Annotated in this window: 26 protein-coding genes; 19 read left to right on the top strand and 7 right to left on the bottom strand. The window is 55.2% G+C overall.

Annotated elements, in window-relative coordinates; translation table 11 throughout:
* Positions 1 to 9 precede the first annotated feature (9 nt).
* From IXC47_RS14235 to IXC47_RS14185, 11 genes are all read left to right on the top strand, one after another.
* Positions 10 to 798 (top strand): sulfite exporter TauE/SafE family protein, encoded by a 789-nt coding sequence (locus IXC47_RS14235; protein WP_195876041.1) that lies wholly within the window; start codon positions 10 to 12, stop codon positions 796 to 798.
* Positions 798 to 3,284: a heavy metal translocating P-type ATPase gene (locus tag IXC47_RS14230; RefSeq protein ID WP_195876040.1), complete on the top strand. Its 2,487-nt coding sequence runs from the start codon at positions 798 to 800 to the stop codon at positions 3,282 to 3,284. The genes IXC47_RS14235 and IXC47_RS14230 overlap by 1 nt, the downstream gene beginning before the upstream one ends.
* An 8-nt stretch (positions 3,285 to 3,292) precedes the next feature.
* The gene (gene ccoS, locus IXC47_RS14225; RefSeq protein ID WP_124574024.1) at positions 3,293 to 3,445 is read left to right on the top strand and encodes a cbb3-type cytochrome oxidase assembly protein CcoS; all 153 of its coding nucleotides are present in this window, start codon (positions 3,293 to 3,295) and stop codon (positions 3,443 to 3,445) included.
* Positions 3,446 to 3,627: 182 nt separating this feature from the next.
* The gene (gene ccoN, locus IXC47_RS14220) at positions 3,628 to 5,052 is read left to right on the top strand and encodes a cytochrome-c oxidase, cbb3-type subunit I (protein ID WP_175625999.1); all 1,425 of its coding nucleotides are present in this window, start codon (positions 3,628 to 3,630) and stop codon (positions 5,050 to 5,052) included.
* Between the two features lie 33 nt (positions 5,053 to 5,085).
* On the top strand, positions 5,086 to 5,700 hold the full coding sequence (ccoO, locus tag IXC47_RS14215) for a cytochrome-c oxidase, cbb3-type subunit II (RefSeq protein ID WP_175625998.1): 615 nt from the start codon (positions 5,086 to 5,088) through the stop codon (positions 5,698 to 5,700).
* A 2-nt stretch (positions 5,701 to 5,702) separates the two neighbouring features.
* Positions 5,703 to 5,885, top strand: a complete 183-nt coding sequence (locus IXC47_RS14210) for a cbb3-type cytochrome oxidase subunit 3 (protein ID WP_175625997.1) — start codon at positions 5,703 to 5,705, stop codon at positions 5,883 to 5,885.
* Complete coding sequence (gene ccoP / locus IXC47_RS14205) at positions 5,878 to 6,822, top strand: cytochrome-c oxidase, cbb3-type subunit III (protein WP_195876039.1); 945 nt, start codon at positions 5,878 to 5,880, stop codon at positions 6,820 to 6,822. Before IXC47_RS14210 ends, ccoP begins: the two co-directional genes overlap by 8 nt.
* Before the next feature lie 2 nt (positions 6,823 to 6,824).
* Positions 6,825 to 8,225, top strand: a complete 1,401-nt coding sequence (gene ccoG, locus IXC47_RS14200; RefSeq protein WP_175625995.1) for a cytochrome c oxidase accessory protein CcoG — start codon at positions 6,825 to 6,827, stop codon at positions 8,223 to 8,225.
* Positions 8,226 to 8,247: 22 nt separating this feature from the next.
* Positions 8,248 to 8,781, top strand: a complete 534-nt coding sequence (locus IXC47_RS14195; protein WP_195876038.1) for a FixH family protein — start codon at positions 8,248 to 8,250, stop codon at positions 8,779 to 8,781.
* Between the two features lie 595 nt (positions 8,782 to 9,376).
* Positions 9,377 to 9,781, top strand: coding sequence for a helix-turn-helix domain-containing protein (locus IXC47_RS14190; RefSeq protein ID WP_230089568.1), 405 nt, complete (start codon positions 9,377 to 9,379; stop codon positions 9,779 to 9,781).
* Between the two features lie 392 nt (positions 9,782 to 10,173).
* Positions 10,174 to 10,584, top strand: coding sequence for an autotransporter domain-containing protein (locus IXC47_RS14185; protein ID WP_195876037.1), 411 nt, complete (start codon positions 10,174 to 10,176; stop codon positions 10,582 to 10,584).
* 31 nt (positions 10,585 to 10,615) lie between these two features.
* On the opposite strand, the gene fnr is transcribed toward IXC47_RS14185, so the two are convergent.
* The 3 genes from fnr to IXC47_RS14170 all read right to left on the bottom strand — a co-directional run bounded on the left by fnr (position 10,616) and on the right by IXC47_RS14170 (position 12,872).
* The gene (fnr, locus tag IXC47_RS14180) at positions 10,616 to 11,374 is read right to left on the bottom strand and encodes a fumarate/nitrate reduction transcriptional regulator Fnr (RefSeq protein WP_195876036.1); all 759 of its coding nucleotides are present in this window, start codon (positions 11,372 to 11,374) and stop codon (positions 10,616 to 10,618) included.
* 80 nt (positions 11,375 to 11,454) lie between these two features.
* Positions 11,455 to 11,799: a ferredoxin FdxA gene (fdxA, locus tag IXC47_RS14175; protein ID WP_195876035.1), complete on the bottom strand. Its 345-nt coding sequence runs from the start codon at positions 11,797 to 11,799 to the stop codon at positions 11,455 to 11,457.
* A gap of 110 nt (positions 11,800 to 11,909) precedes the next feature.
* Positions 11,910 to 12,872, bottom strand: a complete 963-nt coding sequence (locus IXC47_RS14170) for an arsenic resistance protein (protein WP_230089567.1) — start codon at positions 12,870 to 12,872, stop codon at positions 11,910 to 11,912.
* Positions 12,873 to 13,049: 177 nt separating this feature from the next.
* On the opposite strand from IXC47_RS14170, the gene IXC47_RS14165 reads away from it, so the two are divergent.
* From IXC47_RS14165 to IXC47_RS14140, 6 genes are all read left to right on the top strand, one after another.
* Complete coding sequence (locus IXC47_RS14165) at positions 13,050 to 15,251, top strand: OsmC domain/YcaO domain-containing protein (RefSeq protein ID WP_195876034.1); 2,202 nt, start codon at positions 13,050 to 13,052, stop codon at positions 15,249 to 15,251.
* A gap of 272 nt (positions 15,252 to 15,523) precedes the next feature.
* On the top strand, positions 15,524 to 16,432 hold the full coding sequence (locus tag IXC47_RS14160) for a substrate-binding domain-containing protein (RefSeq protein ID WP_195876033.1): 909 nt from the start codon (positions 15,524 to 15,526) through the stop codon (positions 16,430 to 16,432).
* Positions 16,433 to 16,465: 33 nt separating this feature from the next.
* Entirely contained in the window at positions 16,466 to 16,963 is a 498-nt protein-coding gene (locus IXC47_RS14155; RefSeq protein WP_195876032.1) for a GNAT family N-acetyltransferase, read from the top strand.
* A 221-nt stretch (positions 16,964 to 17,184) separates the two neighbouring features.
* Positions 17,185 to 19,413: a TonB-dependent receptor gene (locus tag IXC47_RS14150; RefSeq protein WP_195876031.1), complete on the top strand. Its 2,229-nt coding sequence runs from the start codon at positions 17,185 to 17,187 to the stop codon at positions 19,411 to 19,413.
* A complete protein-coding gene (locus IXC47_RS14145; RefSeq protein WP_175625984.1) occupies positions 19,413 to 20,552 on the top strand; it encodes a PepSY-associated TM helix domain-containing protein in 1,140 nt (379 codons plus the stop codon). The genes IXC47_RS14150 and IXC47_RS14145 overlap by 1 nt, the downstream gene beginning before the upstream one ends.
* 6 nt (positions 20,553 to 20,558) lie before the next feature.
* Positions 20,559 to 20,756, top strand: coding sequence for a hypothetical protein (locus IXC47_RS14140; RefSeq protein ID WP_175625983.1), 198 nt, complete (start codon positions 20,559 to 20,561; stop codon positions 20,754 to 20,756).
* A 62-nt stretch (positions 20,757 to 20,818) separates the two neighbouring features.
* Here the strand turns inward: IXC47_RS14140 and IXC47_RS14135 are convergent, their stop codons facing one another.
* Together IXC47_RS14135 and IXC47_RS14130 are read right to left on the bottom strand one after the other, a co-directional pair.
* Entirely contained in the window at positions 20,819 to 21,223 is a 405-nt protein-coding gene (locus tag IXC47_RS14135) for a RidA family protein (protein ID WP_175625982.1), read from the bottom strand.
* A 65-nt stretch (positions 21,224 to 21,288) separates the two neighbouring features.
* Entirely contained in the window at positions 21,289 to 22,377 is a 1,089-nt protein-coding gene (locus IXC47_RS14130) for an NADH:flavin oxidoreductase/NADH oxidase (protein ID WP_195876030.1), read from the bottom strand.
* A gap of 118 nt (positions 22,378 to 22,495) precedes the next feature.
* Here IXC47_RS14130 and IXC47_RS14125 point away from each other — a divergent pair, with 118 nt between their 5' ends.
* Positions 22,496 to 22,801, top strand: a complete 306-nt coding sequence (locus IXC47_RS14125; protein ID WP_195876029.1) for an ArsR/SmtB family transcription factor — start codon at positions 22,496 to 22,498, stop codon at positions 22,799 to 22,801.
* Between the two features lie 33 nt (positions 22,802 to 22,834).
* On the opposite strand, the gene IXC47_RS14120 is transcribed toward IXC47_RS14125, so the two are convergent.
* Positions 22,835 to 24,064, bottom strand: a complete 1,230-nt coding sequence (locus IXC47_RS14120; protein WP_195876028.1) for an MFS transporter — start codon at positions 24,062 to 24,064, stop codon at positions 22,835 to 22,837.
* A gap of 142 nt (positions 24,065 to 24,206) precedes the next feature.
* Between IXC47_RS14120 and IXC47_RS14115 the strand changes: the two genes are divergently transcribed.
* Complete coding sequence (locus tag IXC47_RS14115) at positions 24,207 to 24,965, top strand: AraC family transcriptional regulator (RefSeq protein ID WP_195876027.1); 759 nt, start codon at positions 24,207 to 24,209, stop codon at positions 24,963 to 24,965.
* 194 nt (positions 24,966 to 25,159) lie between these two features.
* On the opposite strand, the gene IXC47_RS14110 is transcribed toward IXC47_RS14115, so the two are convergent.
* On the bottom strand, positions 25,160 to 25,921 hold the full coding sequence (locus IXC47_RS14110) for an AraC family transcriptional regulator (RefSeq protein ID WP_195876026.1): 762 nt from the start codon (positions 25,919 to 25,921) through the stop codon (positions 25,160 to 25,162).
* Positions 25,922 to 26,015: the final 94 nt, after the last annotated feature.

The raw sequence follows: 26,015 nt of genomic DNA, 5'->3' as shown, positions 1-26,015 counted from the left end.
GACCGATCAATGACAGCTGTGGCACTCATACCCATCTTCATGTTAGGCCTGCTCGGCAGCCTGCATTGCATAGGCATGTGCGGTGGCATCGTGAGTGCGTTCTCGGCTGCGACAGGGCCCGCGAAGCCGCGACCCACTCGTCCATTTCCGGCTGTGGTCGTCACTATCCCTACCGTGCGTTATCAGGCATTAACAGCTGCGACACACGTACTTGCTTATAACGCCGGGCGCATAGGCAGCTATGCCGTCGCCGGTGCTATCGTCGGCGGGCTGGCCGGTGGCGTACACAGCCTGACCAATATTTCAGCGATACAGGTGGCCGGCTACTGGCTGGCGAACCTGATGCTGGTGGCGCTGGGTTTGTATCTGATGGATGCGTGGCATGGTCTGACACGGCTGGAAGCATGGGGGCAGATACTGTGGTCGCGTTTGCGTCCGTTGATACAACCCTTATTGCCGATGGATAGCATGGGCAAAGCATTTGCCCTTGGTGGCATCTGGGGCTGGCTGCCGTGCGGCATGGTGTATAGCGTGTTGCTGACGGCAATGTTTTCCGGTTCAGCTTTATCGGGTGCCAGCGTGATGCTGGCTTTTGGCCTTGGTACTTTGCCTGCGCTGCTTGGCCTCGGCATGCTGGGCAGTCGCTTGTGTGTACTGGCGCAGCAGCGCAGTGTGCGCATCGCTTGCGGACTGATCGTGCTGGCTTTCGGCGTGCTGGGTTTGCTGCGCGCTAGTGGCATGGTCGCCAATGGCTGGCTGGATATCCTGTGCCTGACGCCACAGATCGGAGGGCATTGATGGACATGCTTGCTCAAGTTCACGACTGCTACCACTGTGGCTTGCCGTTACCGGCGGCGGGTGCGTGGAAGGTACAGATAGGCGGGGTCGCACGCGCGATGTGTTGTCCTGGCTGTGAGGCGGCGGCGCAAGCCATCGTCGACATGGGACTGGAAGATTACTACCGCACGCGTTCGGCCTTCGCTTCTACAGTAGACAGGCAAACATTGTTACCGCCTGAATTGCTGCTCTATGACTTGCCGGATGCGCAGCAGCAATTCGATCTGGATGCGGAAAGTGCCGAAGCAACGCTCACGGTGGAAGGCATACGCTGTGCTGCCTGCGTCTGGCTGATAGAGCGACGACTGGCACGTGTACCCGGTGTGCTGGCCGTCAATCTGAACGTGGCGACTGAACGTCTGTATGTGCGCTGGAGTAAAAGCAGCTGCAAGCCCAGCACAGTGCTGCAGGCTGTGCGCGATATCGGTTACGCCGCCTATCCCTACGATGCCGAGCGGCATGAAGCTCAATTGCGTCGTGCCGGTAAAACCCTGTTCCGCCAATTATTTGTCGCCGGTTTGTCGATGATGCAAGTCATGATGTATGCGGTACCGGCTTACATCGCCGACGACGGCACGCTGGATGCGGATATGGCGGGTTTGATGCGCTGGGCCAGCTTGCTGCTGACGATACCTGCGGTCTGCTATTCAGCCTTGCCATTCTTTCGTGGTGCATATGGCTATCTGCGTCAGCGCACGCTGGGCATGGATGTGCCGGTTGCACTCGGCATAGCCGCCGCCTTCGGTGCCAGTGTGTTGGCGGTGTGGCGTGGCAGCGGTGAAGTGTATTTCGATTCGGTGACCATGTTCATCTTCCTCCTGCTATGCAGCCGCTATCTGGAACTGGTGGCACGACGCAAGGCAGCAGGTGCAGTGGAAAAACTGCAGCATGCCTTACCCGCATCGGCAGCGCGCATGCCTGCTTATCCCGGCAACCACCAGGTGGATGTGGTGGCCGCGGCACAGTTGCGCGAAGGCGATTATATCCTGGTCAAGCCGGGTGAGGCGATACCGGCCGATGGTGAAATCGTGGCTGGTGAAAGTTCGTTGGATATGTCCTTGCTGACAGGTGAGAGCGCTGCGATGCGCAAAGGTCAGGGCGATCAGGTGCCAGGCGGTGCGATCAATATTGCGCAAGTGATCGTGCTGCGTGTCAGCAAGCTGGCAGCTGACAGTACACTGGCTTCCTTGCTCAAACTCATAGAGCGCGCAGGCAATGGCAAGCCACGTATTGCACTATGGGCAGATAGTGTGGCGAGCTGGTTCGTGGCGGCCCTGCTATTGTTTGCCATCGCAGTATTCGCATTCTGGCAATGGCATGATCCGGCACGCGCATGGCCGATCGCGATTGCGGTGCTGGTGGTGTCATGTCCTTGCGCCTTGTCGCTGGCAACACCGACCGCGCTGGCGGCGGCGACCGACCGGCTGGTGCGGCAAGGCGTACTCCTCGTGCAGCCGCATGTACTCGAAGTCCTGCATCGCACTACACATATCGTGTTCGATAAAACCGGCACGCTGACAGTCGGTAAGCCAGCTTTGCAAAAAGTGCTTACTTTCGATGAAATGGAAAGTGCCGCCTGCCTGCAATTTGCAGCTGCCCTGGAGGCGAATAGCGCACATCCACTGGCGCAGGCCATCGTTGCGGCGGCTGACCTTACCTTGCTGCCGGAAGTGATCGCAGATGAAGTTGTCACGCAAGCAGGGCAGGGCTTGGAAGGACTGGTTGATGGCATCCCGTATCGTCTCGGCAATGCGGCCTATGTCGCAGAACTGACCGGCTCATCCATACAAGACCAGGTGCCAGCCGGAATGACGCCTGTGTACCTGGGTTGCAGCGGCACCTGGCTGGCACGTTTCGATCTGGCCGATGCTATCCGCAGCGATGCACAGCAAGTGGTACAGCACTTCCAGAAACTGGGCAAGCAAGTCATCCTGCTGAGCGGCGATCAGCAAGCGGTCGCGCAGTATGTGGCGGACCGGTTAGGCATACGTGTAGCGCATGGCGGCTGCCTGCCGGAGCAAAAGCTGGCCTACGTTCAGCAGTTGCAACAGCAGGGCGCTATGGTGGCGATGGTAGGCGACGGCATCAATGATGCAGCCGTGCTGCGTGCGGCCGATGTGTCATTCGCGATGGGCAGCGGCGCCGAGCTGGCGCAAACACATGCGGATACCGTCCTGCTGTCGCCAAGGTTGTCGGCTATAGCTGATACCGCCGAGCTGGCAGCGCGTACCATGCGCGTGATCCGGCAGAATCTGGGCTGGGCCACGGCCTATAACCTGATTGCGATCCCGGCTGCTGCGATAGGCTGGATCAATCCGTGGATGTCCGGCGTAGGCATGTCGCTGAGTTCGGCGCTGGTGGTACTGAATGCCTTGCGCCTGCGTCGCGTATCACGACTCAGATTCAAACCTGAACCGGCACGCCTGGCGCGTCCGCTGCGCGTGTAGGAGGGCAGATGGAAGCGCTTTATCTTTTGATACCGCTCAGTACTGGCCTGGTTTTCTTCGCGATCTGGCTTTTCTTCAAGGCGTCCGATGGCGGGCAGTTTGAAGATCTGCAGGGACCGGCCGAACGCATACTGCAGGACGACGACAGCACTGCAGGCTGATTCCATAATCATATTTGCTTTGATTAAACGACACTTGCTATCAGCATTGCTGATACAAGCGCATGTCGGATAAAAGCCGCGCCACGCCTGCTGTTTCACTTCCGTTTGATGCAAATCAAAACGCCAACACGCACTCGCACTTACTCTCTGATCATCATAGTGAGCTCTAAGGGGAGTGGTCAGTGGATACAGCACTTAATTACAACTACAAGGTCGTCAAGCAGTTCGCGATCGCGACAGTTGTGTGGGGCGTGATCGGCATGCTGGTCGGCGTCTTCATCGCGGCGCAACTGGCATGGCCAGCGCTGAATTTCGATATTGCGTGGTTGAGTTATGGACGATTACGTCCTTTGCATACGAATGGCGTAATCTTCGCTTTCGGTATCTGTGGCCTGTTTGCCACTTCGTATTACGTGGTGCAGCGTACCTGCCAGGTACGACTGTTTTCGGACAAGCTGGCGGCTTTCACATTCTGGGGCTGGCAACTGGTGCTGGTGCTCGCGGTGATTACGCTGCCTATGGGCTGGACCCGCGGCAAGGAATACGCTGAGCTGGAATGGCCTATCGCCATCCTGATCACCATCGTCTGGGTGGCGTATGCAGTGGTGTTCTTCGGCACCCTGATCAAGCGCAAGGTGCAGCATATCTACGTCGCCAACTGGTTCTTCGGCGCATACATCATCGCGGTCGCCTTGCTACACATCGTCAACGGTGCGGTGAGTCCTGCGTCATTGGGCAAGTCTTACTCGGCCTATGCCGGGGTACAGGATGCAATGATCCAGTGGTGGTACGGCCATAACGCGGTGGGCTTCATCCTCACCGCCGGTTATCTCGGCATGGTGTACTACTTCATTCCGAAGCAGGCAGAGCGTCCGGTGTATTCGTATCGTCTGTCCATCGTCCACTTCTGGGCGCTGATCTTCACCTATATGTGGGCAGGTCCGCATCACTTGCACTACACCGCATTGCCGGACTGGACCCAGTCCATCGGTATGGTGTTCTCGCTGATCCTGCTGGCACCGTCGTGGGGCGGCATGATCAACGGCATGATGACCCTGTCTGGCGCATGGCATAAATTGCGCTCGGATCCTATCCTCAAATTCCTCATCGTTTCTTTGTCCTTCTACGGTATCGCTACCTTCGAAGGTCCGATGATGTCGATCAAAACCGTGAATGCCTTGTCGCATTACACCGACTGGACCATCGGCCACGTGCACGCTGGTGCGCTCGGCTGGGTCGGCTTCATCACCATGGGCTCGATCTACTACCTGATTCCACGCCTTTCGGGCAAGAAGCAAATGTGGAGTACCAACCTGATCGAGTTGCACTTCTGGGTCGCGACCATCGGCATCGTGCTGTACATCGCCTCGATGTGGATCGCCGGTGTGATGCAGGGCCTGATGTGGCGTGCGGTGAATCCGGACGGCACCTTGACCTACACCTTTGTGGAAAGCGTGAAAGCGACTTATCCGTACTACGTGATCCGCTTTACCGGTGGCGCGCTGTACCTGGGTGGCATGTTGCTGATGGCTTACAACACCTTCATGACCATGCGTGACGGCGAAGCAGTAGCTGCCCGCATCCCGGTCGTCACGGCTCACGCCTGAACATCGCATATCGAATAGTTGCAAGGAGCAAGTATGAAATTTTCCCATGAGTGGATAGAAAAAAATCCGTGGCTGCTGATCGCGCTGGTGACACTGGTGGTCAGCGTCGGTGGTGCGGTAGAGATCGTGCCGCTGTTCTTCCAGAAATCGACCACCGAACCAGTGGCCGGACTGAAACCGTATTCGCCGCTGCGCCTGGCCGGACGCGATGTGTACACCCGCGAAGGTTGCTACAACTGTCACTCGCAAATGATACGTCCGTTCCGCGCCGAGACCGAGCGCTATGGCCATTACTCGGTGGCCGGTGAGTTTGTCTATGACCATCCGTTCCAGTGGGGCTCGAAGCGTACCGGTCCCGACCTGGCGCGGGTAGGTGGTCGTTACAACGATGAATGGCATCGCGCGCATCTGGATAGGCCGCGTGACCTGGTGCCGGAATCGAATATGCCGGGTTATCCGTGGCTGGCAAAAACCAAACTGGTACCGAACGAAATCATGCCGCGCATGCGCGCCTTGCAACGTCTCGGCGTGCCGTACACGGATGAAGAAATCAAAGCCGCACCAGCCGAGCTGGAAGGCAAGACGGAGCAGGACGCGCTGGTCGCATACCTGCAGGGATTGGGCACTTTGATCAAAGCGAGACGCTAATCATGACACTAGACCATATCAGCATAGATGCCAGCAGCATCGTTACCGTAGTGAGTTTCCTGACCTTCCTCGGCATCCTGGCCTGGACCTTCGTCCTGCATCGTGACACCGACTTCGCCGTCGCGGCGCGGGCACCGTTTGCCGATGAAGAAGATATGGAGCAGCAGGAGAACAAGCATGGCTGATTTCACCAACGGGTTCTGGGACCTTTACATCAGCGTCCTGACACTGCTCGGTATCTTTGGCTGCGGCATCCTGCTGTGGTCGCAATCGAAGGTGAAGGTCAAGATCGATAAGGAAACCGGACGTGCAGCGGAAACCACCGGCCATGTATGGGATGAAAATCTGACCGAGCTGAATACACCGATGCCGCGCTGGTGGATGTGGTTGTTTTACCTGACCATCGCCTTCAGCCTGGCATATCTGGTGCTGTTCCCCGGACTGGGTAGCTACGCAGGCAAGCTCGGCTGGAAGTCGACAGGTGCGTACGAAACCGAATTGAAGAAAGCCGATGCTGAATACGGCCCGCTGTTTGCCAAATATCAGCAGCAGGACTTGAAGGAAGTAGCGGCTGATCCGCAGGCACAGGCCATCGGTGAACGTTTGTTTCTCAATTACTGCGCGCAATGCCACGGTTCGGACGCACGCGGCAACAAGGGCTTCCCGAACCTGACCGACAGGGACTGGTTGTATGGCGGCGAGCCGGAAACCATCAAGACCACCATCCTGCACGGACGGCATGGCGTAATGCCACCGATGGCTGCCGCGCTCGGTTCGGACAAGGATGTGGAAAACGTCGCGCACTATGTGCTCAGTCTGTCCGGCAGTACTGCGGACCCGATCAAGGTGGTATTCGGCAAGCCTAAATTCATGGCTGCCTGTGCTGCCTGCCATGGTGCGGACGGCAAGGGTAACCAGGCGCTGGGCGCACCCAACCTGAGCGACAAGGTCTGGCTGTATGGCGGCGGTGTGAACACCATCATGGAAACCATACGCAAAGGGCGCGACAACAATATGCCGCCGTTTGAAGACTTCCTCGGTGACGCCAAAATACAGGTGCTGGCCGCTTATGTCTGGAGCCTGTCGAACGCTGAAAAGAAAGAAGCAGCTGCTAAGCAATGAGTATGGACAACAGCAAGCCTGAAATCTCCGTCATCAAGATGTATGCGGCGCGGGAAGAGATTTACCCGCGCGAGATCAAGGGACGTTACGCCAGCATACGCTGGCTATGCGTGTGGCTGACGCAGCTGGCTTTCTACGGTTTGCCGTGGCTGAGCTGGAACGGTCGGCAGGCTTTGCTGTTTGACCTGGCGGCGCGCAAGTTCTACATCTTTGGCATCGTCTTGTGGCCGCAGGATTTCATCTACCTGGCAGCTTTGCTCATCATCTGCGCCTACTTGCTATTCCTTGCAACGGCGATCGCAGGACGGGTCTGGTGCGGCTTCACCTGTCCGCAAACGGTCTACACCGAAATATTCCTGTGGATAGAGCGCGTCATAGAAGGCAAGCGTAGCGCGCGCATCCGCCTGGACAAGCAGCCAGCCTCGCTCAGCAAATACGCGAAAAAAACCGCCAAGCATCTGGCCTGGGGCAGCGTGGCACTCTGGACCGGCTTCACCTTTGTCGGCTACTTCACGCCGATACGCGAACTGGCGCTGCAAGTTACCGCGATGACGCTGGGGCCGTGGCAAACCTTTTGGGTACTGTTCTACTCATTCGCCACCTACGGCAATGCCGGCTGGTTGCGCGAACAGGTCTGTAAATACATGTGCCCGTACGCGCGCTTCCAAAGCTCGATGTTTGACAAGGATTCGCTCATCATCAGTTACGACCGCAAGCGTGGCGAGCCGCGCGGCATGCCGAATAAACACAGCGAGGCGCAGGGCAAGCAGTTCGGCTCCTGCATAGATTGCTCGATGTGCGTGCAAGTGTGTCCGGTCGGCATCGACATCCGCGATGGTTTGCAATACGAATGCATAGGCTGTGCCGCCTGCGTCGACGCCTGTAACTCGGTGATGGACAAAACCGGAGATGCACGTGGGCTCATACGCTATACAACCGACAACGCGCTGGCGAACAATCTGTCAGTCAAGGAAATCAAGCGACGCGCATTGCGGCCACGCGTGCTGATCTATGGCGCGATCCTGAGCATGATAGTCATCGCCTTCTTCACCGCGCTGACCATGCGTACGCCATTGAAGCTGGACGTCATTCGTGATCGTGGTGCATTGGGGCGCGAGGTCGAGGACGGCATGATAGAAAACGTCTACCGGCTGCAAATCATGAACACCTCGGAAACAGCCCATTTATACAAAATCACTGTCGATGGCATAGACACATTGAAGTTGGTCAACTCGGACGAAGTCCAGCTGGACGGTACCGAAACACGCGCTGTACCGGTCCGGGTGCAGGCAGAAGCAGGGCAGGGTGCGCCGGGCTCGAATGACATTAGCTTCAGCCTGCAGGCCGTGGATGATGAGAGCCTGCGCGTCACCGAAAAGGCGGTCTTTTTTGTACCACGCTGATAGCAATAACAAGGAGAACATCATGGCAACGACATCACCAGTTCTAAACCGCCTGCCTGAAGAAGCGCCATGGTACAAGCATCGCTGGCCGTGGCTACTGATGCTGGGGCCGTTCATAGTCGTCATCGCCGGTATCTTCACGATATGGATAGCGGTCAAGCAACAGGATGCGCTGGTGGTAGACGACTACTACAAGCAAGGTAAGGCGATTAACCAGGATCTGCGTCGCGACCGTGTCGCCAGCAACCTGGGCATGCATTTCAAGGTTTACTACGACACCGACAAACAGAAGCTGGTCGGTAATGTTTCCAGCGATGCGCGCCAGCAAGCAGGTGAAATCCAGTTACGCCTGATCCACGCCACCTTGCCGGAGAAAGACATCGTGCTCTACGCGAAGACCGATGCCGTCGGACGGTTTGAAATCAGCTTGCCAGATCTGGAGGCCGGACGCTGGCAGATACTGGTTGAGAACAAGCAGCGCGATTGGCGCCTGGGCGGCGTGTGGTTGTGGCCGACACAGGAAAACTTCGCCGTCGACGCCGATGAGAAACTATGAGATAGACAAAGACTCTACCCAGCGTTCCGAGATCCATAGCGCCGCCATACTTGCTCTGCATCCAGGCAGCGCGAGCTGACGGATGTTGATGTGCCGGCCGACCGGTAGCCTGGCGATGTATAGCTATGACCGTCACAGAAAACTCTCATAACTGGCGGCGCTAATTGATCTTTCCCGTGCAAGCCGGTCTTGCGCAGCTGACTTTTGTCCGCTCATGAAGTAACGGCGGCCGACGACCTTTTGCTTCTGGTCGTTTTCTACTATTCATTCCTGTATCGCTACTCTGCGAACACCACCAGCAATTTCCGATGCATCGGCTCTCTTGATAGCTGCGAAGAGGTCGGGGGAGAATTGTTTTTTTACCTGAGTCTGCGTGCGTAATCGCATAAAAGCGATGCGGATAGGATTGTTCTTGAAGCTCGGGGCGCGATGAAATTGCGGGCCTTCTCTCCATTACAGTACTCCCATATCAAAAAACGAATGATTGTTCTAAGGAGTCTGGAACACATTCAACACGCGATTTTGGGTGTGCAAATTATGGTGAGGTTTGTATATGAATTTCTTTGTCAGTGAACAAATTGAGTCTCAGGAAAAGATGACTGTCTCTGCGCAGTACGTCTGTGCCACTGCTGTTCCAGTGCACAAGCGCGTGCCCCTGTCCAATGCGCAAATGGATAAGGTGTGTGCTTATCTTGCAGCGCATTTGAATGGCCGTATGCAGGTCGCCGGACTGGCGGCGCTGATAGGAATGGGACGCACCAGCTTCTTCGAACGCTTCACGATGACGGCAAACATGACGCCGAATCAGTATCTGCAATTTTTGCGCATAGAAAAAGCCAAGGAGCTGATGTGTGATCCTCAGTTCACGTTGCTGGACATTGCGTTTGCCTGTGGTTATTCCGATCAGTCACACCTGACGCGTTTCTTCAAGCGTTATGTCGGCGTATCACCCGGACACTATCGACGTGAGGCCCTGTCGCAGCAATATTCTGCGCAATAAATGTATGGAATAGATACGTCGAGCCGTGCGCAATGCACATGAAAAAATAATTGGATGATCGTGCAAGTTAGAACGATAGTGCAATCATTGCCGTATGGGATTGCGCACAATGGGCTTTCATCCAGGCTCTTGCTTTACCCTATGCTTAGCACCAACCCCTTGCCGTATATATCCCCGCATCATTCAGAAATCAGGATGCATTAGCCGACTGGTTCGCCTGACGAACAACGATGAGTAGTTGCTTAGGTCGGTCTTCAACACTGGATAGTGTTGATCCAGAACTGCATATTTTAATTCAAGCCTAGCAAACAAGAGATGCCGCCTGGTCGGTGTCCGGTTCCGTACGTTTAGCAATAAATGTGCGGGGCAGTCCTTTGGTCTTTTAAAAAATCATGAATGTAAAGTCTGCGTATCTATCCTGGTCACGACCTTTATATTTCTTTGCGACTTTGGGGGCGGCGGCATTGGATGCCGAGAGCCAGAACACCAGTGCGAGTTTCACCACCGTTGGTTTGCGTGCTGCCAATCAGCTCGCCTTGGGTGGTAAAAGCGCGACCGTGCGCGGCGCGTTGGGCTGGCGTCATGCGTTTGGCGATAGCGCACCATTATCGACGCAGGCGTTTTCGGCGGGTAATGTTTTCACGGTGGCAGGCGTGCCTATCTTCAAAAATAGCGCGCTGGTCGAAACCAGTCTTGACTTGCGTTTGTCGTCATCGAGCACGCTCACCTTTGCCTATCAAGGCCAGCTTGGCCTGGATGCGAAGCAGCATTCAGTCAAAGCCAATTTACTGGTGAAGTTTTGAGCAGGGGGAAGCTGTTCGCGTACCTGCCGGTTTAGCTGCAGGTTTCGGTGCCGGCTGCCATCGCCTTCAACAGTGTGAGGTCGAGCAATTCGATTTCACGGTTGTTGACTTTCAGCAGTCCCTGTTTCTTGAACTTGGAGAGCAGGCGGCTGATGCTTTCTATGGTGAGGCCGAGGTAGTTGCCTATGTCTTCACGCGACATGCGCAACTGGAAGTTGGTCGATGAGTAGCCACGTGTGGTGTAACGCGAGGCGAGGTTGACCAGGAAAGCAGCGAAGCGCTGCTCGGCGCGCATATTGCCCAGCAAGAGCATGACGCTTTGTTCACGCGTGATTTCCTGGCTCATCATGCGGTGGAAATGACGCAGCAGCGTCGGCATGGTGCTGAACAATTCTTCCAGGCGCGGGAATGGAATTTCGCAGACTTCGCTATCTTCGAGTGCGACTGCATTGCAGTGGTGGCGATCGGTGCTGATCGCATCCATGCCGAGCAATTCACCTGTCATCTGGAAACCGGTAATTTGTTGTTCGCCGCCGGCATTGATCTGGCAGGTTTTGAAATGCCCGACGCGTACCGCATACAGATTGGTAAAGGCATCGCCCATCCGGTACAGATAATCATCACGCGCCACCTTGCGGCGGCGACCGATGATCTTGTCCAGCCTGTCCATATCGTTTTCACCCAGTCCCATCGGCAGGCACAACTGATGCATGCTGCAGGTGGAGCAACTGGCGCGCAGCGCGTTGACGGTCAAGGCGGGATCAGTGCTGGATGGGAAAGGCTGGCTCATATTCCTGGCTCGTATTCTTTACTCATGTGGACCGCGATGCGAAGCAAGGCGGTAATTGGTTTATCAGGACGGCTGTTATTTCATGTGATCTTGTCATCAATCAGTAGCAAGGGCAACTTGTCTTTGACCTGTGCCCATTTCTCATGCTCGGGCATAGGTTCCTTTTGCTTGCTGATGCGCTTCCACTCAGGATGCTGCGACAGTTCACGATTCAGGGCGACGAAATGCAGCTGTTCCGGTGGCACCTCAGTCGCCCCTATGATGGCATTCACCGGGCATTCCGGTACGCACACCGAGCAATCTATGCATTCATCCGGATTGATGGCCAGGAAGTTGGGACCTTCAAAAAAACAGTCCATCGGGCAAACGACCACGCAATCGGTGTATTTACATTGAATACATGCTTCGGTGACGACAAACGGCATTTCCTGCTTTCATTTCTACGCTCAGATACGACATTGTAAACGGTCATGGCAGATTTGCCCCCGAAGCGGGAAATTGGAGTGGTAATTGAGCAGGTTTTATAGCGTCAGTTTTATTTTTGTCCCCATCTGGCGATGACACGGACATAAACGAGTTCACTGATTAATTCCACTAGCGTTTGCGCCACGATGATGGCCGGCAGGACTGGTATCGCACCGGGAATGGCCAGTGCCAGCGGCAGTATCACCAGTGAATTGCGTGTCGCCGAGCTAAAGGCTATCGCGCGGGAGGATGCTGCTTCCAGCCCGGCCTTGCGGGCGATCCACCAGCCGCAAAGCGGAGCCAGTACCGCATAAGCGACATACAGCGGCAGCACTTGTTGTACCGATGTCAGTGCCGTACCCAGTTGCGGTAGCACCGAGATGATGACGATGATGAGTACCAGTGCAGTGGCCGGAACCGGAGCCAGGCCGAGGTAGTTGCTGATGCTGGTGCCGGTCGCACTGCGCTTGGCGAACAATTGCATGATCGCGGCCAGGAACAGCGGTACTGCGATCAGCCAGGTAAAGGCATGGATGAAGGGAGCCACTTCTATATAGTTGGCGACTTCTGCGCCCAGCATCAGGCGCAGGTAGAGCGGCAGCATCAGCATCTGCGCGATGAGCAGTATCGGTGTGGCTGCGAGCAAGAGTCTGGCATCGGCACGGCCGAGGTGCGCGAAGGTGACGACGTAATCTATGCACGGAGCCAGCAAGACCAGCATCACGCCCAGGCGCAGCATAGTATCTTCAAGAAAGAATCCCACCAGCGCGAAAACCAGTAGAGGAATAACAATAAAGTTGGCGATTAGCAGTGCAGCCATAAAGCGCAATTGTTTAAGGGCCTGGCCCAGTTTGACCAGCGGCACTTGCAGGAAGGTGACAAACAGCATGAATGCCAGCGCAGGATTAATCGCACTCTCGGCCGCGGTGGTGCCAGGTATCAGCAATGCGGTAATGGCGGCGATCACTACTGCCGCAAAGTAGATCGCGACCTGCTTTTCTTCGAGCTGCGATCTTATATTTTCGATATTCATTCGTGCTATCTATCTTTAAAGAATGGCAATTTTCAACGGGATAGTCATTCTGTGCAATGTCGGATTTGCATGAGGCCGGCAGGACATGCCTAGCTGTCTGGTATGACTGCTCGTGTTAAAGTGTCGCCGCCAGCGCGCCTAGCGCTTCAAATCAAGCATCATTTTTGGAATTCCCCCATGGAAATTAAGGTCAACTTTCTCGACAAGCTTCGCCTGGAAGCCAAGTTCGATGATTTCACGGTGATCGCCGATCAGCCTATACGTTACAAAGGCGACGGTTCCGCGCCCGGCCCATTCGATTACTTCCTTGCGTCGTCAGCCTTGTGTGCGGCTTATTTCGTGAAGCTGTACTGCAATACGCGCAACATCCCGACCGAAAACATCCGCCTGTCGCAAAACAATATCGTTGACCCGGAAGATCGCTACAAACAAATCTTCAAGATCCAGGTTGAACTGCCAGCCGACCTGCCGGATGTAGACAGGCGCGGCATCTTGCGTTCGATCGAACGCTGCACGGTGAAAAAAGTCGTGCAGGCCGGCCCGGATTTCGTGATTGAAGAAGTCGACAACCTGGACGCTGATGCGCAGGCACTACTGACCCTGGCACCAACTGCGGATGCGCACACTTATATAGCGGGCAAGGATTTGCCGCTGGAGCAAACCATCGCGAATATGTCGACCTTGCTGGCCGGACTGGGCATCAAGATAGAAATTGCGTCATGGCGCAACATCGTGCCGAATGTCTGGTCGCTGCATATCCGCGATGCGCATTCGCCCATGTGCTTCACCAATGGCAAAGGCGCGACCAAGGAAAGTGCGCTGGCTTCGGCGCTTGGCGAGTACATCGAGCGCCTGAGCAACAACCATTTCTATGCTGGTATCTACTGGGGTGAAGAGTTTGCGAATGCGGAGTTCGTCCATTACCCGAACGAGCGCTGGTTCAAACCAGGCCGCAAAGATGCGCTGCCTGTCGACATCCTCGATGAATACTGCCGTGAGGTATACGATCCTGATGGCGAGCTGCGCGGCTCACATCTGATCGATACCAACTCCGGCAATGTGGAGCGCGGCATCTGTTCCTTGCCATTTGTGCGGCAATCGGATGGCGAGACCGTGTACTTCCCATCTAACCTGGTGGAAAACCTGTACGCCAGCAATGGCATGAGTGCAGGCAACACGCTGGTTGAAGCGCAGGTGCAATGTTTATCTGAAATCTTTGAGCGCGCGGTCAAACGCGAAATCCTCGAAGGCGAAATTGCCTTGCCGGACGTGCCGCAAGAAGTGCTGGCGAAATATCCTGGCATCGTGGCCGGGATTAAAGGTCTGGAAGAGCAGGGCTTTCCGGTACTGGTGAAAGATGCATCGCTGGGCGGTACTTATCCGGTCATGTGCGTGACCCTGATGAATCCGCGCACCGGTGGCGTGTTCGCTTCCTTCGGTGCACATCCTAGCCTGGAAGTCGCGCTGGAGCGCAGCCTGACGGAATTGATGCAGGGGCGCAGCTTTGAAGGTTTGAACGACTTGCCGCGTCCTACCTTCGCCAGCAATGCCGTGACCGAGCCATACAACTTCGTTGAACACTTCATTGATTCCAGCGGCGTGGTGTCTTGGCGCTTCTTCAGCGCCAAGGCTGACTATGAATTCGTCGAATGGGATTTCTCAGGGCAGGGCGAGAACTCAAATGCGGAAGAAGCAGCGATGCTGTTCGGCATACTCGAAGGCATGGGTAAGGAGGTTTATACAGCCGTATACGACCAGCTGGGCGCGACTGCATGCCGCATCCTGGTGCCTGGTTACTCCGAGGTCTACCCGGTAGAAGATTTGATCTGGGATAACACCAACAAATCGCTGCTGTTCCGCGCTGACATCCTGAACCTGCATACACTCGACAAGAAGAAGCTGGCAGCATTGCTGGATCGCCTGGAAAACAATGAGCTGGATGAGTACTCGGATATCGCCACCCTGATCGGCGTCGAGTTTGACGAAAACACAGACTGGGGTCAGCTGACCGTGCTTGAATTGAAACTGCTGATCAATCTCGCGTTAAAGAAATTCGAAGACGCGCATGACCTGGTTGGCGCCTTCCTGCAATACAACGACAACACAGTAGAGCGCGGCTTGTTCTATCAGGCGTTGAATGTGGTGCTGGAAGTCGTGTTGGATGATGATTTGGAGCTGGAAGACTACGAGGTTAACTTCCGTCGCATGTTTGGCAATGCGCGCATGGATGCGGTGCTGGGCTCGGTCGATGGCAGCGTGCGCTTCTATGGATTGACACCTACCAATATGCAACTGGACGGGCTGGATAGACACCATCGCCTGATGGATAGCTACCGGAAACTGCATCAGGCACGGGCCAGGGCAGCCGCTGCCAGCTAAAGCTCGCTATATATACATGGCTACAAAGCACCCGTATCGGGTGCTTTTTTATTGCCTGTCGCCTGTGCAAATACCCATACTTCATTACTGTATGTAATCGCTTGATAAGCAGAAGTTATCAAGCGATGCTCATTCTCATATTTCTTCGTTTTTGCGCATCAATTTCTTGCGTAGTGACGATCAACGCTATATCCTTCCGTGCATATCGAAAGTGCGGGCTTAAATGCATGTTTCGTTACCACCGAAAATTGATAGCTTAAAGAATGAACAACATGAAAGAACTTCGTATTCTTGCCGATGCTTGTTTCTCGGCGCAGGTAGGTCAGGCAGTGAAGCGTTTCAACGCAAGCCACCCGGAAATAAAGGCAGTAGTCAGCATCGCAGGCGCAAAAGATAGTCTGCAACAACTGAAAACCGGCGATGTATACGATCTGGCTATTCTGGCAGACAGCGGCGTGGCCGCTGCGATGATGCCGGAGCATACCGACGGCTATTACGTCTTTGCCGGTAACAGCATGGTGCTGGCCTATGCACCGGGAAAAATCCTGAATGCGAAAAACTGGCGTGAAAAACTGAGCGATCCGAAAGCATCGATCGCCCACTTCGAACCAAATGCACACTCGGTAGGTTATGCGGCCGTGATGGCATGCATGTTGGCGGATAGCGTAGCGCCCGGCATGTCGCGCACCTTGTTGAACCATCCTGGCCGCAAGGTAGTGGCAGCCGACACGGAAGTGACTGACTATGCATTCGCTTACCGCACGGAGTGCATCGCAAAAAAGATATCGTACGCATCCTTGCCAGACACGATGGATCTTTCTAATCCGGCATTCAATGCGCATTATTCCTCAGCAAAGCATGACCTGACTGGCGATGGAAAAAACATCGTGCAAGCTTCCGCCATCTCGCATGCAGTAACGATTCCGCTGGCAGCCAAGCAGCCGGAAGCGGCACGTGATTTCATCGAAATCTTCCTGGAACACAATTTCACTGCACAAGGCTTCATTGCGCGCAGCGAGATAGTCGGCAAATCGCCACGCAAAATACATGCGGCGCTCGAGGTCCGCAAGCCGCCACGTGTAGAAAGCGCCAACTACGAAGATGAAGCGGACGTCCATCTGCTGCAAAGAGCGCGTTTGCTGCATCGCCCGTCTCCGGCACCAGCAGTACAGGCAGGTTAAAATTCTGGCTTTCGGGCCAGCAATTTCTTTGTAATGATTATTCGTCGTGCGATAGCAGCAGATTTCGGTGCCATGTGGCCTATTTTTCAAAAGGTCGTAGCGCCGGGTGTGAGTTATGTCTTCGCTGCAGATACCAGTTATGAAGATGCATACGCATACTGGTTTGCGCCTGGCGTGACTTCATATGTTGCAGAAGACGACGGACGTATCGTTGGTATGTACAAACTGATCGCCAATCAGCGTGATCTCGGTTCGCACGTCGCGAATGCTTCCTTCATGGTTGATCCGGATTGCAGCGGCAAGGGCGCAGGCAAGCTGATGGGGCAGCATTGCCTGCAAACCGCCAAAGCCGCCGGCTTCAGCGCCATTCAATTCAACTTCGTCGTCAGCAGCAATGAAGCAGCCGTCGCCTTGTGGAAGAAACTGGGCTTCGCCATCGTTGGCATCGTACCCAAGGCTTACCTGCATAGCGAGCTGGGCTATGTCGATGCCTATGTGATGCATCGTTTCCTTGACGATATCAGCGCCTGAGTACGCGCTGTTGTTCACTGACCACAGCTGCAAACTTCTGATTCCTCCTCTGTAGCGCTGCCGCTGCCTGCATATAGGCAGCGGGAAAACGTACGTCTGCCCAAAGATCAATTGCGGCGCTTTTATGCAAAATTTATAATGAGAATCATTTCTATTATTGTTTGCAACTGTTTCCAGTGGTCAACAACTGTCTATCTACTCCCAGAACAAAGGAAACATCGATGGCTGCCCATCTCAATCTTCCGGCTTTTATCAAACCAACTTTGTTAGTGTGCGCTTTGCAGGCAGCGCTCCCGTTTCTCATAAGTACAGCGCATGCACAGACTACCCAGGCGCCGACTACCACGCAGCTGGAAGCGATTACGGTGACATCGAGTGCCGATGCATCAGCTGAAGGTTTGTCGAAGGCATATGCCGGTGGGCAGGTGGCGCGCGGCGGACGTGCTGGTATTTTAGGTACGCAGGACAATATGGATACGCCGTTTTCCATTACCAGCTATACCAATGAACTGATACAGAATCAACAGGCGCGCAGCGTTGGTGATGTTTTACAAAATGATCCATCGATACGTGTAGCGCGTGGCTTTGGTAATTTCCAGGAATCGTACTTTGTACGTGGCTTCCTTTTGAGTTCCGACAACATTGCTTACAACGGCCTCTACAGTTTGTTGCCACGTCAGTACATTTCTTCCGAACTGTTTGAACGCGTCGAAGTACTGCACGGTGCGAGCACCTTCCTGACTGGTATCACACCTAGTGGTGATGGCATAGGCGGCACGATTAACCTTTTGCCTAAACGCGCTGGTAACGATCCGTTGACACAAGTCACTGCAGGTACAGCCAGTGGATCGCAAGCGTATGTCGCGGCAGATCTTTCGCGTCGCTTTGGCCCGAACGACAGCACAGGTATACGCATCAATGCTGCGCACAGGGATGGCGGCACTGGTGTTAGCCGTGAAAATGTAAATCTGAATGTGGTCTCGGTCGGTGTCGACTGGCGTAGCAGCAATGCGCGACTGTCCGCCGATATCGGTCATCAGAATCATCGCCTGAATGAAACACGCACTAACGTGGATGTCAGTGGCGTCACTTCGGTGCCGCGTACACCGGACGCTTCCAGCAACTGGGCGCAGCCGGGCAGCTACTCGGATGAGCGCGATACCTTTGGCACTGTGCGCGGTGAATATGACATCAATTCGAATGTGACGACCTGGTTTGCCGCTGGCATGCGTCGCGGCAAGGAAGCCAACTCGCTCGGAAATATCAGATTGAGCGATGCGCTCAGCGGTGCCGGCACCACGTATCGCTTCGATAATACGGCGATAGAAACAGTGAAGGCAGGGGAGCTCGGTATCCGCGGCAAGCTGGTGACCGGTTCAGTCAAACATACGCTGGTAGCGTCATATGCCTACTTTGATTCAGAGCGGAAAAATGCCTACACATATGATGCGGGCAATACGCAAAATACGAATTTGTACAATCCAGTGTTAACCACACTCCCGGCGTTCAGTGCTGGCGCAATAGGTGGTGGCAGTCTGGCAAATCCGACATTAACTGCAAAAAATCAGCTCACCAGCTATGCAATCGGCGACACGATGTCTTTCCTCGACGACAAAGTCTTGCTCACGGTTGGCGCCCGTCACCAAACAGTGGATACCAGGGGTTACGCCTACGGTAGCGCCATCCAAACCAGCGCATATAAAGCAAGTCGTGTGAGTCCGGCCGCTGGCATAGTCTATAAGCCTGCAAAAGAAGTTTCCATTTATGCCAACTACATAGAGAGTCTCAGCCCGGGCAAAGTAGCACCTACGCTGGACGGCACGCGTCCGGTGGCAAATGCCGGGGAAATACTCTCGCCTTATGTCGCGAAGCAAAAAGAAGTGGGCGTGAAATATGATGGCGGCAGACTGGGTGCATCTGCGGTTGTGTTCACAACTGATAAACCTCGCGTATTCACCAATGCGGCCGGTATCTATGGCGCGCAGGGAACGGATAACCATAAAGGCCTGGAGCTGACAGCCTTCGGTGAAATTACGCGCGGCCTGAAGATTTTGGGCGGCGTCACTTTCCTGGATGCGAAACAGGAATCCAGCGGTAGTGCCACGACTGATGGCAAGCGTGTGATCGGTGTGCCTAAAGTGCAGGGTAGCCTGGGCGCCGAGTGGGATGTCGCGAGCGTGCAAGGATTCTCGGTGAATGGCCGTGTAACAGCGACTGGCAGCAGCTACGCAGACGCGGTCAATACCTTGAAAGTGCCGGGCTGGGCACGTCTGGATATAGGTGCACGTTATCTGACCGAAGTGCAGGGCAAGCTGGTTACCTTCCGTGCCCGCGTGGATAACGTCACCGATCGCAACTACTGGGCTTCCGTTGGTGGCTCCGAAGGCAGCGGCTATCTGGTTCTGGGCAATCCACGCACCTTCAGCCTGACCGCTTCCGTCGACTTCTGATGACAGGTACCAAACTCAGGCGCTGGGCCTGGATCCATAAGTGGTCCAGCCTGGTGTGTACAGTGTTCATGCTGCTGCTATGCGTGACCGGCTTGCCACTGATCTTCCATCACGAGATCGGGCATTTGCTCGGCACCGAGATAGAGGCGAAGGAAATGCCTGCGCATACGCCGCGCATCAGCATGGATCGCGTGATGGAGATTGCGCTGGCGCAGCATCCGGACAAGGTCGGCATGTTTGCTTCGCAGGAGCCGGACGATGATCGCATCTGGTTCGTGACACTGGCGACGACGCCGACTTCTGAAGTGGATATGAAGCAGGTAGCGGTAGATGCGCGTACTGGCGAGGTACTCGGCCAGCCGCCGTTAAGCAGCGGCTTTATGTACATCATGTTTTCGCTGCATGTGAATCTGTTTGCCGGTCTGGCGGGCATGCTGTTCCTCGGCTTCATGGGCATCTTGCTGCTGGTGGCCATCGTGTCTGGTGTGGTGTTGTACGGGCCATTCATGAAGAAGCTGGAGTTCGGTACGGTACGTGCGGAACGATCGAATCGCCTGAAGTGGCTGGACCTGCACAATCTGCTCGGCATCGTGACGCTGTCCTGGTTATTGGTGGTCGGTGCGACAGGTGTCATCAATACCTGGGCCGATCTGCTGGTGAAGTACTGGCAGTTCGATCAGATGGCAGAGATGGTTGCGCCATACAAGGGCAAGCCGGCGCTGACCGAATTGGGTTCACTGCAAAAAGCGGTTGATGCCGCGATCACACTGGAGCCTGATATGAAGATGGGCTTTATCGCATTCCCCGGCACCAGCTTTACCAGTCCACATCATTACGGCATTTTCATGCGTGGTACCGAAGCATTGACTTCGCGCTTGTTCAAGCCGGTGCTGGTGGATGCGACGACGGGTGAGGTAACGGATAGCCGTACCTTGCCGTGGTACCTGACGGGCTTGTTGTTGTCGCAGCCTTTGCATTTCGGTGATTACGGCGGACGTCCTATGCAAATCATGTGGGCGATACTCGACCTGATTTCCATCGTGGTACTGGGGAGTGGTTTGTATTTGTGGATAGTGCGACGCAAGACGAATGAAGCGCGCATGGAGAAACTGATACAGGCGCATCAGCTTGAAACTTGAAAGAATATGAAAGCTACTCATACTGCAAAACGCAGTCACTTCTGGTTCGTCTGGCGCATGCCCATATTGCTGGCTGCACTGACTTTGTTCGGCCTGATCATCGCGCTGGTCAAGACTGGTGTCTGGCACTGGTTTGCATGGGGCGCTTTGGCTGCGCCCATCGCAGTAGGGTTGTGGTATAGCTTCGCGCGTACGCGCAAATAACTCCTCTGAAGATTGCAAGGCGAGAGCCGCTTGGCTCTCGCTTGCTGCAGTAAGGTTTCCTGTTATTCAGGAATAATCGCAGTCACGCGTATCTCTATACGCATCTGTGGCAGTCCGAGTGCAGCAACGCCAAGCTGGGTCCAGATAGGTGAGTGCTGTGGCATGTACCGCCGGAACAGCTTGACCATAGTTGCATTCACTTCCGGCGGAAAACCACCGACATGGTAAGAGTTAACGTGGATCACATGCTCCCAGCTTGCACCTGCAGTAGCCAGCGTGCGTGTGATGTTGTCGAACGCTTTAGCGATTTCATCTTCTACGGATGCCGGAAAGTTAAACGCGTCATCCCAGCCACCTTGTCCTGACGTTTCGACACGATTGCCTATCTTGACTGCCTGCGAGTAGTGCAACTCCTTGAGCATGAAATCGCCATAGCCGGGAGTGATAAAAAATTCTGGCTTACCCATTGCGTTCCTCCAGTAGTTTCAGGTGGTACGCGACAGCCTGCCGCGTACCTGTTGCTGACTAGTGATTAATAGCGTTCCAGCCAGTGCGCGTAAGGCGCAGGCAATACCCATGACGCGCGTTCGACCTTGAGTTCTTTCGCTGCCTGGTAAGGCCAGTGTGGATTGGCCAGGTGCGAGCGGCCGACCATGACGATGTCCAGTTGCTGGTCAGCGACCACACGTTCAGCGATCTCTGGAGTACCAAAGCCCCATGCCGATGAAACCGGTACATCAGCTTCACGACGTACACGTTCAGCGATGGGGCCGAGGAAGGCCGGACCCCATGGAATCGAAGTTTCCGGAATGGTGAAGCCGATGCTGACACTGATCATGTCCATGCCGGATTTTTTGAATTCGCGCACCAGCTTGATGGATTCGATCAATGTTTCTTCATCGCGGCCATCGTATTCGAGCACACCGAAACGCACGGTCAGCGGCAGGTTCTCTGGCCACACGGCACGGACTGCACGCAAGGTTTCGAGCAGGAAGCGCGCGCGGTTTTCTGCGCTGCCACCATAGATGTCGTCACGCTGGTTGGAGTGGGCGGAGAAGAAGCTTTGCGCCAGATAGCCGTGTGCGAAGTGCAGTTCCAGCCATTCGAAGCCGACGTCACGTGCGCGGATAGCGGCGTCGACGAAGTTTTGGCGGACACGGGCGATGTCATCCAGCGTCATTGCTTGCGGTACCTTCGGCAAACCTTTGCCGTAGGCGAGGGCGGATGGAGCGATTGTTTGCCAGCCGCGTGCGTCGCCGTCCGCAATGTGGTCGTCGCCTTCCCATGGACGGTTGGCGCTGGCCTTGCGTCCGGCATGTGCGATCTGGATGCCGGGTACCGAACCTGCAGCCTTGATGGCTTGCACGATAGGGACGAATGCTTGTGCCTGCGCTTCATTCCAGATGCCGGTGCAGGCTGGTGTGATGCGACCTTCCGGGGCGACCGCAGTTGCTTCGACGATCACCAGACCGGCACCGCCACGTGCCAGGCTGGCGTAGTGGGTCTGGTGCCATTCGTTGACGACGCCGTCAACGGCCATGTATTGGCACATGGGCGGGATGGCTATGCGGTTGCGGAGGGTGACGTCTTTGAGGGTGTAAGGCTGAAATAGAGCGGACATGATGGCTTTCAGTAAGTTGTTTATAAGTAATTGATCGGTATTGCGTGCTAATTGCTTCGTTAGTTCGTAAATATACGAACAATGGAAGAAGTATAGCGCAACGCGTATAATGTTGCTCATGCGTCCTTTTAAACATCCTGCTGCCAGTGAGTTTTCGCTCGAACGTGTGCTGTATGCATTGAGCGATTCGATACGTCTGGACATCGTGCGCCACCTGGCGCGCGTTGATGCTGCTACCTGCGGTGAGCTCGATGGCGGGCGTCCCAAATCCACCGTCTCCCATCACTTCAAGGTCTTGCGCGAGTCCGGCCTGGTGCATACGGAAAACAGCGGCACCATCCACATGAACACGCTGCGACGGGCCGATATTGAAAGCCGTTTCCCCGGCTTGCTGAACGCCATCCTGACGCAGCACAATTCCTGAATAGAGAACTGCGCCGCGCTTAGCGATCGCTTATCAGGCGGCACTAGCCGCTGTTTTGGTATTCGGCTTCAGTGCCGGAGTCATGACAAGCAGGAGCACACTTGCTGCTGTTAACAAGCCATACGAAGCAGCGTAACCATGCGTCAGGTCACGCAGCAAACCAAAGCTCACCGGGCCGAGTGCAGCAATCAGATAACCGATGAAGAGCATGAACACGGTCCATAAATTGGCGTCGTTGGCACTCGCGGTATTGTCCAGCGGCAGCGTCATCACCAGCGGGAAGCAGATGCCTTGTCCTATTGCGACGAGGATGATGTCAGCCATCGCATAAGATGTCGGCCAGAAGCAGAGACCCGCGAAGCCAACAATCGTCAACAACATGGCAAGCAGCAGCCAGCCGCGTCTGTCAGTCGAATGACGTGCGATATACCCGGCCGCAAAGCTGGCAATCGCGAAGGTCAGAGTGAACAGCGCCAGCAATACACCAGCACTGATGTGCGGAAGATTCATTTCCGTGCTGCTGGGTGCGATCCACGCGAAGCAGGCGTAGACCATGAATTGGCTGATGCCGAAGTAGAGTGCGATAAGCCAGGCTTTGCCATTGCGGAACGGCAGGACGATGGAAGTCGCTTGTTGCGTCACTGATTTATTTGCGTCTGTAGACGGGAATTTCCTGGTCAATGTGCGCCAGCTCAGGATGGCTGTCACACACAGCAAGGACCACATGGCAGCAGCCCAGCGCCAGTCCTGGTTGATCTGCGCGACTACATCTGTTAACACCGCTGCTGCGGTCGCGCCTACGCTCAGGCCTGCCGCATAAATCCCCATAAAGAACGACGCCTCACGCGGGAAGTGGGTTTTGATCCAGCCGCCTACTAGCGAACCCGAAACCGCTATGCCTATGCCAACAAAGAGCGTGGATAACAGCAGGGTGGAAACTGAGCCGGACAGTCCGCGCAGCAAGGTGGCAGCTGCCAACAAAAACAATGCAGTGATGACGGCGCGGTCGCTACCCAGCGAGCGGGCTATCCGCGGGACGAACAGGGCAAACACACCCATGCAGATATCCGGAATGGCGATCAGCAACGACGATTTGGTATAGCTGAGTGCGAACTCATGCTGGATCTGCAGCAGGATAGGCCCGATGGAAACGATGCCGGGTCGCAGTGCGAGTGACAGGATGAGCAAGCCGATGATGGCGGTGATGCGGTGTGTATGCGCGACTGTGGTCGCCGCGGTCGATGAATGCGTGTTGTGATGCATGATGGTATTTCCCTTCGTCCGATAACAATGTTTGCTACATGCTGTATGGGCAAACTATAATTTTTGCCATCGTGAGGGTAAATATCAATGAATGCCAAAAATCGTCGAAAAAGTGACAGTTACGCTAAAGGGCGCAGCGAGAATGCCGACGATTATCAATTATGTGCGTCAGCCGATCACTGCGCTGGCGCGTGACCAGGAGACTGGCAGCTACAACACGCCGCATCAGCATGCGCGTGGACAATTGCTGTACGCGACCAAAGGATTGATGCGCGTCGCCAGCAACAATGGCATCTGGTTCATCCCGCCGACACGCGGCTTGTGGATACCGGCAGGTATCGTGCATGACCAGTTGATACTCAGTGCAGTACAAATGCGCACACTGTATATAGATGAAAATCATGCTGCACACCTGGGTGACAAGGTACGCGTGATCGAAGTCAGTCCCATGCTGCGCGAACTGATACTGACGCTGGTCGAAGAGCCTGTCGAATACGAAGACAATGAAAAGAATCGCGCGGTCGTGACGCTGATCCTGCATCAGCTACAGCATTCCAAAACCATCCCGCTCGCCATACCTTGGCCGACCGATCGGCGTTTGCTTGCGGTGTGCCAGACGATACTGGATGCGCCCGAGCATGCGATGAGTATTGAGTACTGGGCAGAGCAGGTCGGGGCGAGTAGTCGTACCCTGATCCGCTTGTTTCTCAAGGAAACCGATCTCACTTTCCGTCAGTGGGTGCAGCAAGTAAAGCTGGCGAGTGCCTTGAGTCGCCTGGAAGATGGCGTGCCGATAGCAACGCTGGCAGATGAACTAGGCTATGCCAGTCCCAGTGCTTTTTCAGCGATGTTCAAACGTGTACTTGGCGAATCACCGAGCAGCTATCTGAACAAAAGATAAGCGTTGACTGGATATGAACTGCTGGGAGTGCTGAAACAGTAGAGATGCATGTGTTTCAGTCAGGAATTGGTACCGGTATATTTTCGAACCGCCGGCTCCGGTGTGATGGGAAACATCATATCGAAAGATAAAAAATTGCGATGTCAGCGTAGCTTGTGACCTGTTGTAAGAATGCAGGAAGTGAAGTGAGGCAATTATGAGTTTTCCATATCGGAACGTTGCATCATTTCACTCGGCGTCATCCCCATGATTTGGCGGAACGCGTGACCAAAGGCGGCGACGCTGCTAAAGCCCAGTTGCGCTGCCAGTTGCTTGATGGAAGTCTGGCCATTGCCCAGCACTTCGACCGCCGCCATGATGCGCGCGCGTTGTCGCCATTCCTTGAACGTCAGATTGGTTTCAGCCGGAAACAAACGCGTGATGGTGCGTGCTGATGCGCCTGCAGTGTGTGCCAGTAATTCGAGTTCACTGTCATTCGCCGGATCGGCCAGGATGATGTCTGCGACGCGGCGCGCACGTACGTCGGTAGGCATGGGCATGAAGGTCGCTGCATCTTCATCTTCGGCCAGTTCGAACAAGGCCAGCTCAACCAGCAGGGCGATGCGGCGCGGATGCTGGGCTGAATGTAAACCTGGTTTGAACGCGCCGAGTATGGTTTCGCGCAGCAGCGGACCGACGGCGACGACAAACTCTTTTTCCAGACGCGGCGCCTCCGGATGCTGGGCCAGCATTTCGGACGGAATCAGCAGGGCGCGCATTTCTATATCGGCCAGCATATCGACTGCATGTTCGATACCAGGTGGCAGCCAGACCGCACGTGCAGGCGGCACCAGCCAGCGGCCTTTCGGCGTCGTCACTTGCATCACGCCGCTGGACGCGAATAGCAATTGCGCTTCGCGATGTACATGCAAGCCGAGGTGTGTACCACGCGGATAAGACCGGGCGACTATGTTCATTGCACTTCCTGAGGTGGGAGCTGTAGGAAAGACCTGCAACTTGGCGCATCGGCGATGTTGCTTGTCTTCTTATCGATGACTGGTCATATTAACC

The sequence above is a fragment of the Herminiimonas contaminans genome, assembly GCF_015645465.1.
GTDB lineage: Bacteria > Pseudomonadota > Gammaproteobacteria > Burkholderiales > Burkholderiaceae_D > Oxalicibacterium > Oxalicibacterium contaminans.
Note: the sequence above shows the minus strand (reverse complement) of the source record. Positions and strands in the feature narration are given on the sequence as shown.

Coding starts and splice junctions, on each gene's coding strand:
- IXC47_RS14190 (WP_230089568.1), top strand. CDS start 9,377: ATGACTGTCTCTGCGCAGTACGTCTGTGCCACTGCTGTTCCAGTGCAC.
- IXC47_RS14155 (WP_195876032.1), top strand. CDS start 16,466: ATGATTATTCGTCGTGCGATAGCAGCAGATTTCGGTGCCATGTGGCCT.
- IXC47_RS14130 (WP_195876030.1), bottom strand. CDS start 22,377: ATGTCCGCTCTATTTCAGCCTTACACCCTCAAAGACGTCACCCTCCGC.
- ccoG (WP_175625995.1), top strand. CDS start 6,825: ATGGACAACAGCAAGCCTGAAATCTCCGTCATCAAGATGTATGCGGCG.
- IXC47_RS14140 (WP_175625983.1), top strand. CDS start 20,559: ATGAAAGCTACTCATACTGCAAAACGCAGTCACTTCTGGTTCGTCTGG.
- IXC47_RS14170 (WP_230089567.1), bottom strand. CDS start 12,872: ATGAATATCGAAAATATAAGATCGCAGCTCGAAGAAAAGCAGGTCGCG.
- fnr (WP_195876036.1), bottom strand. CDS start 11,374: ATGAGCCAGCCTTTCCCATCCAGCACTGATCCCGCCTTGACCGTCAAC.
- IXC47_RS14210 (WP_175625997.1), top strand. CDS start 5,703: ATGACACTAGACCATATCAGCATAGATGCCAGCAGCATCGTTACCGTA.
- ccoP (WP_195876039.1), top strand. CDS start 5,878: ATGGCTGATTTCACCAACGGGTTCTGGGACCTTTACATCAGCGTCCTG.
- ccoO (WP_175625998.1), top strand. CDS start 5,086: ATGAAATTTTCCCATGAGTGGATAGAAAAAAATCCGTGGCTGCTGATC.
- IXC47_RS14230 (WP_195876040.1), top strand. CDS start 798: ATGGACATGCTTGCTCAAGTTCACGACTGCTACCACTGTGGCTTGCCG.
- IXC47_RS14145 (WP_175625984.1), top strand. CDS start 19,413: ATGACAGGTACCAAACTCAGGCGCTGGGCCTGGATCCATAAGTGGTCC.
- IXC47_RS14165 (WP_195876034.1), top strand. CDS start 13,050: ATGGAAATTAAGGTCAACTTTCTCGACAAGCTTCGCCTGGAAGCCAAG.
- IXC47_RS14115 (WP_195876027.1), top strand. CDS start 24,207: ATGCCGACGATTATCAATTATGTGCGTCAGCCGATCACTGCGCTGGCG.
- IXC47_RS14160 (WP_195876033.1), top strand. CDS start 15,524: ATGAAAGAACTTCGTATTCTTGCCGATGCTTGTTTCTCGGCGCAGGTA.
- fdxA (WP_195876035.1), bottom strand. CDS start 11,799: ATGCCGTTTGTCGTCACCGAAGCATGTATTCAATGTAAATACACCGAT.
- IXC47_RS14135 (WP_175625982.1), bottom strand. CDS start 21,223: ATGGGTAAGCCAGAATTTTTTATCACTCCCGGCTATGGCGATTTCATG.
- IXC47_RS14120 (WP_195876028.1), bottom strand. CDS start 24,064: ATGCATCACAACACGCATTCATCGACCGCGGCGACCACAGTCGCGCAT.
- IXC47_RS14150 (WP_195876031.1), top strand. CDS start 17,185: ATGGCTGCCCATCTCAATCTTCCGGCTTTTATCAAACCAACTTTGTTA.
- ccoS (WP_124574024.1), top strand. CDS start 3,293: ATGGAAGCGCTTTATCTTTTGATACCGCTCAGTACTGGCCTGGTTTTC.
- IXC47_RS14235 (WP_195876041.1), top strand. CDS start 10: ATGACAGCTGTGGCACTCATACCCATCTTCATGTTAGGCCTGCTCGGC.
- IXC47_RS14185 (WP_195876037.1), top strand. CDS start 10,174: ATGAATGTAAAGTCTGCGTATCTATCCTGGTCACGACCTTTATATTTC.
- IXC47_RS14125 (WP_195876029.1), top strand. CDS start 22,496: ATGCGTCCTTTTAAACATCCTGCTGCCAGTGAGTTTTCGCTCGAACGT.
- IXC47_RS14195 (WP_195876038.1), top strand. CDS start 8,248: ATGGCAACGACATCACCAGTTCTAAACCGCCTGCCTGAAGAAGCGCCA.
- IXC47_RS14110 (WP_195876026.1), bottom strand. CDS start 25,921: ATGAACATAGTCGCCCGGTCTTATCCGCGTGGTACACACCTCGGCTTG.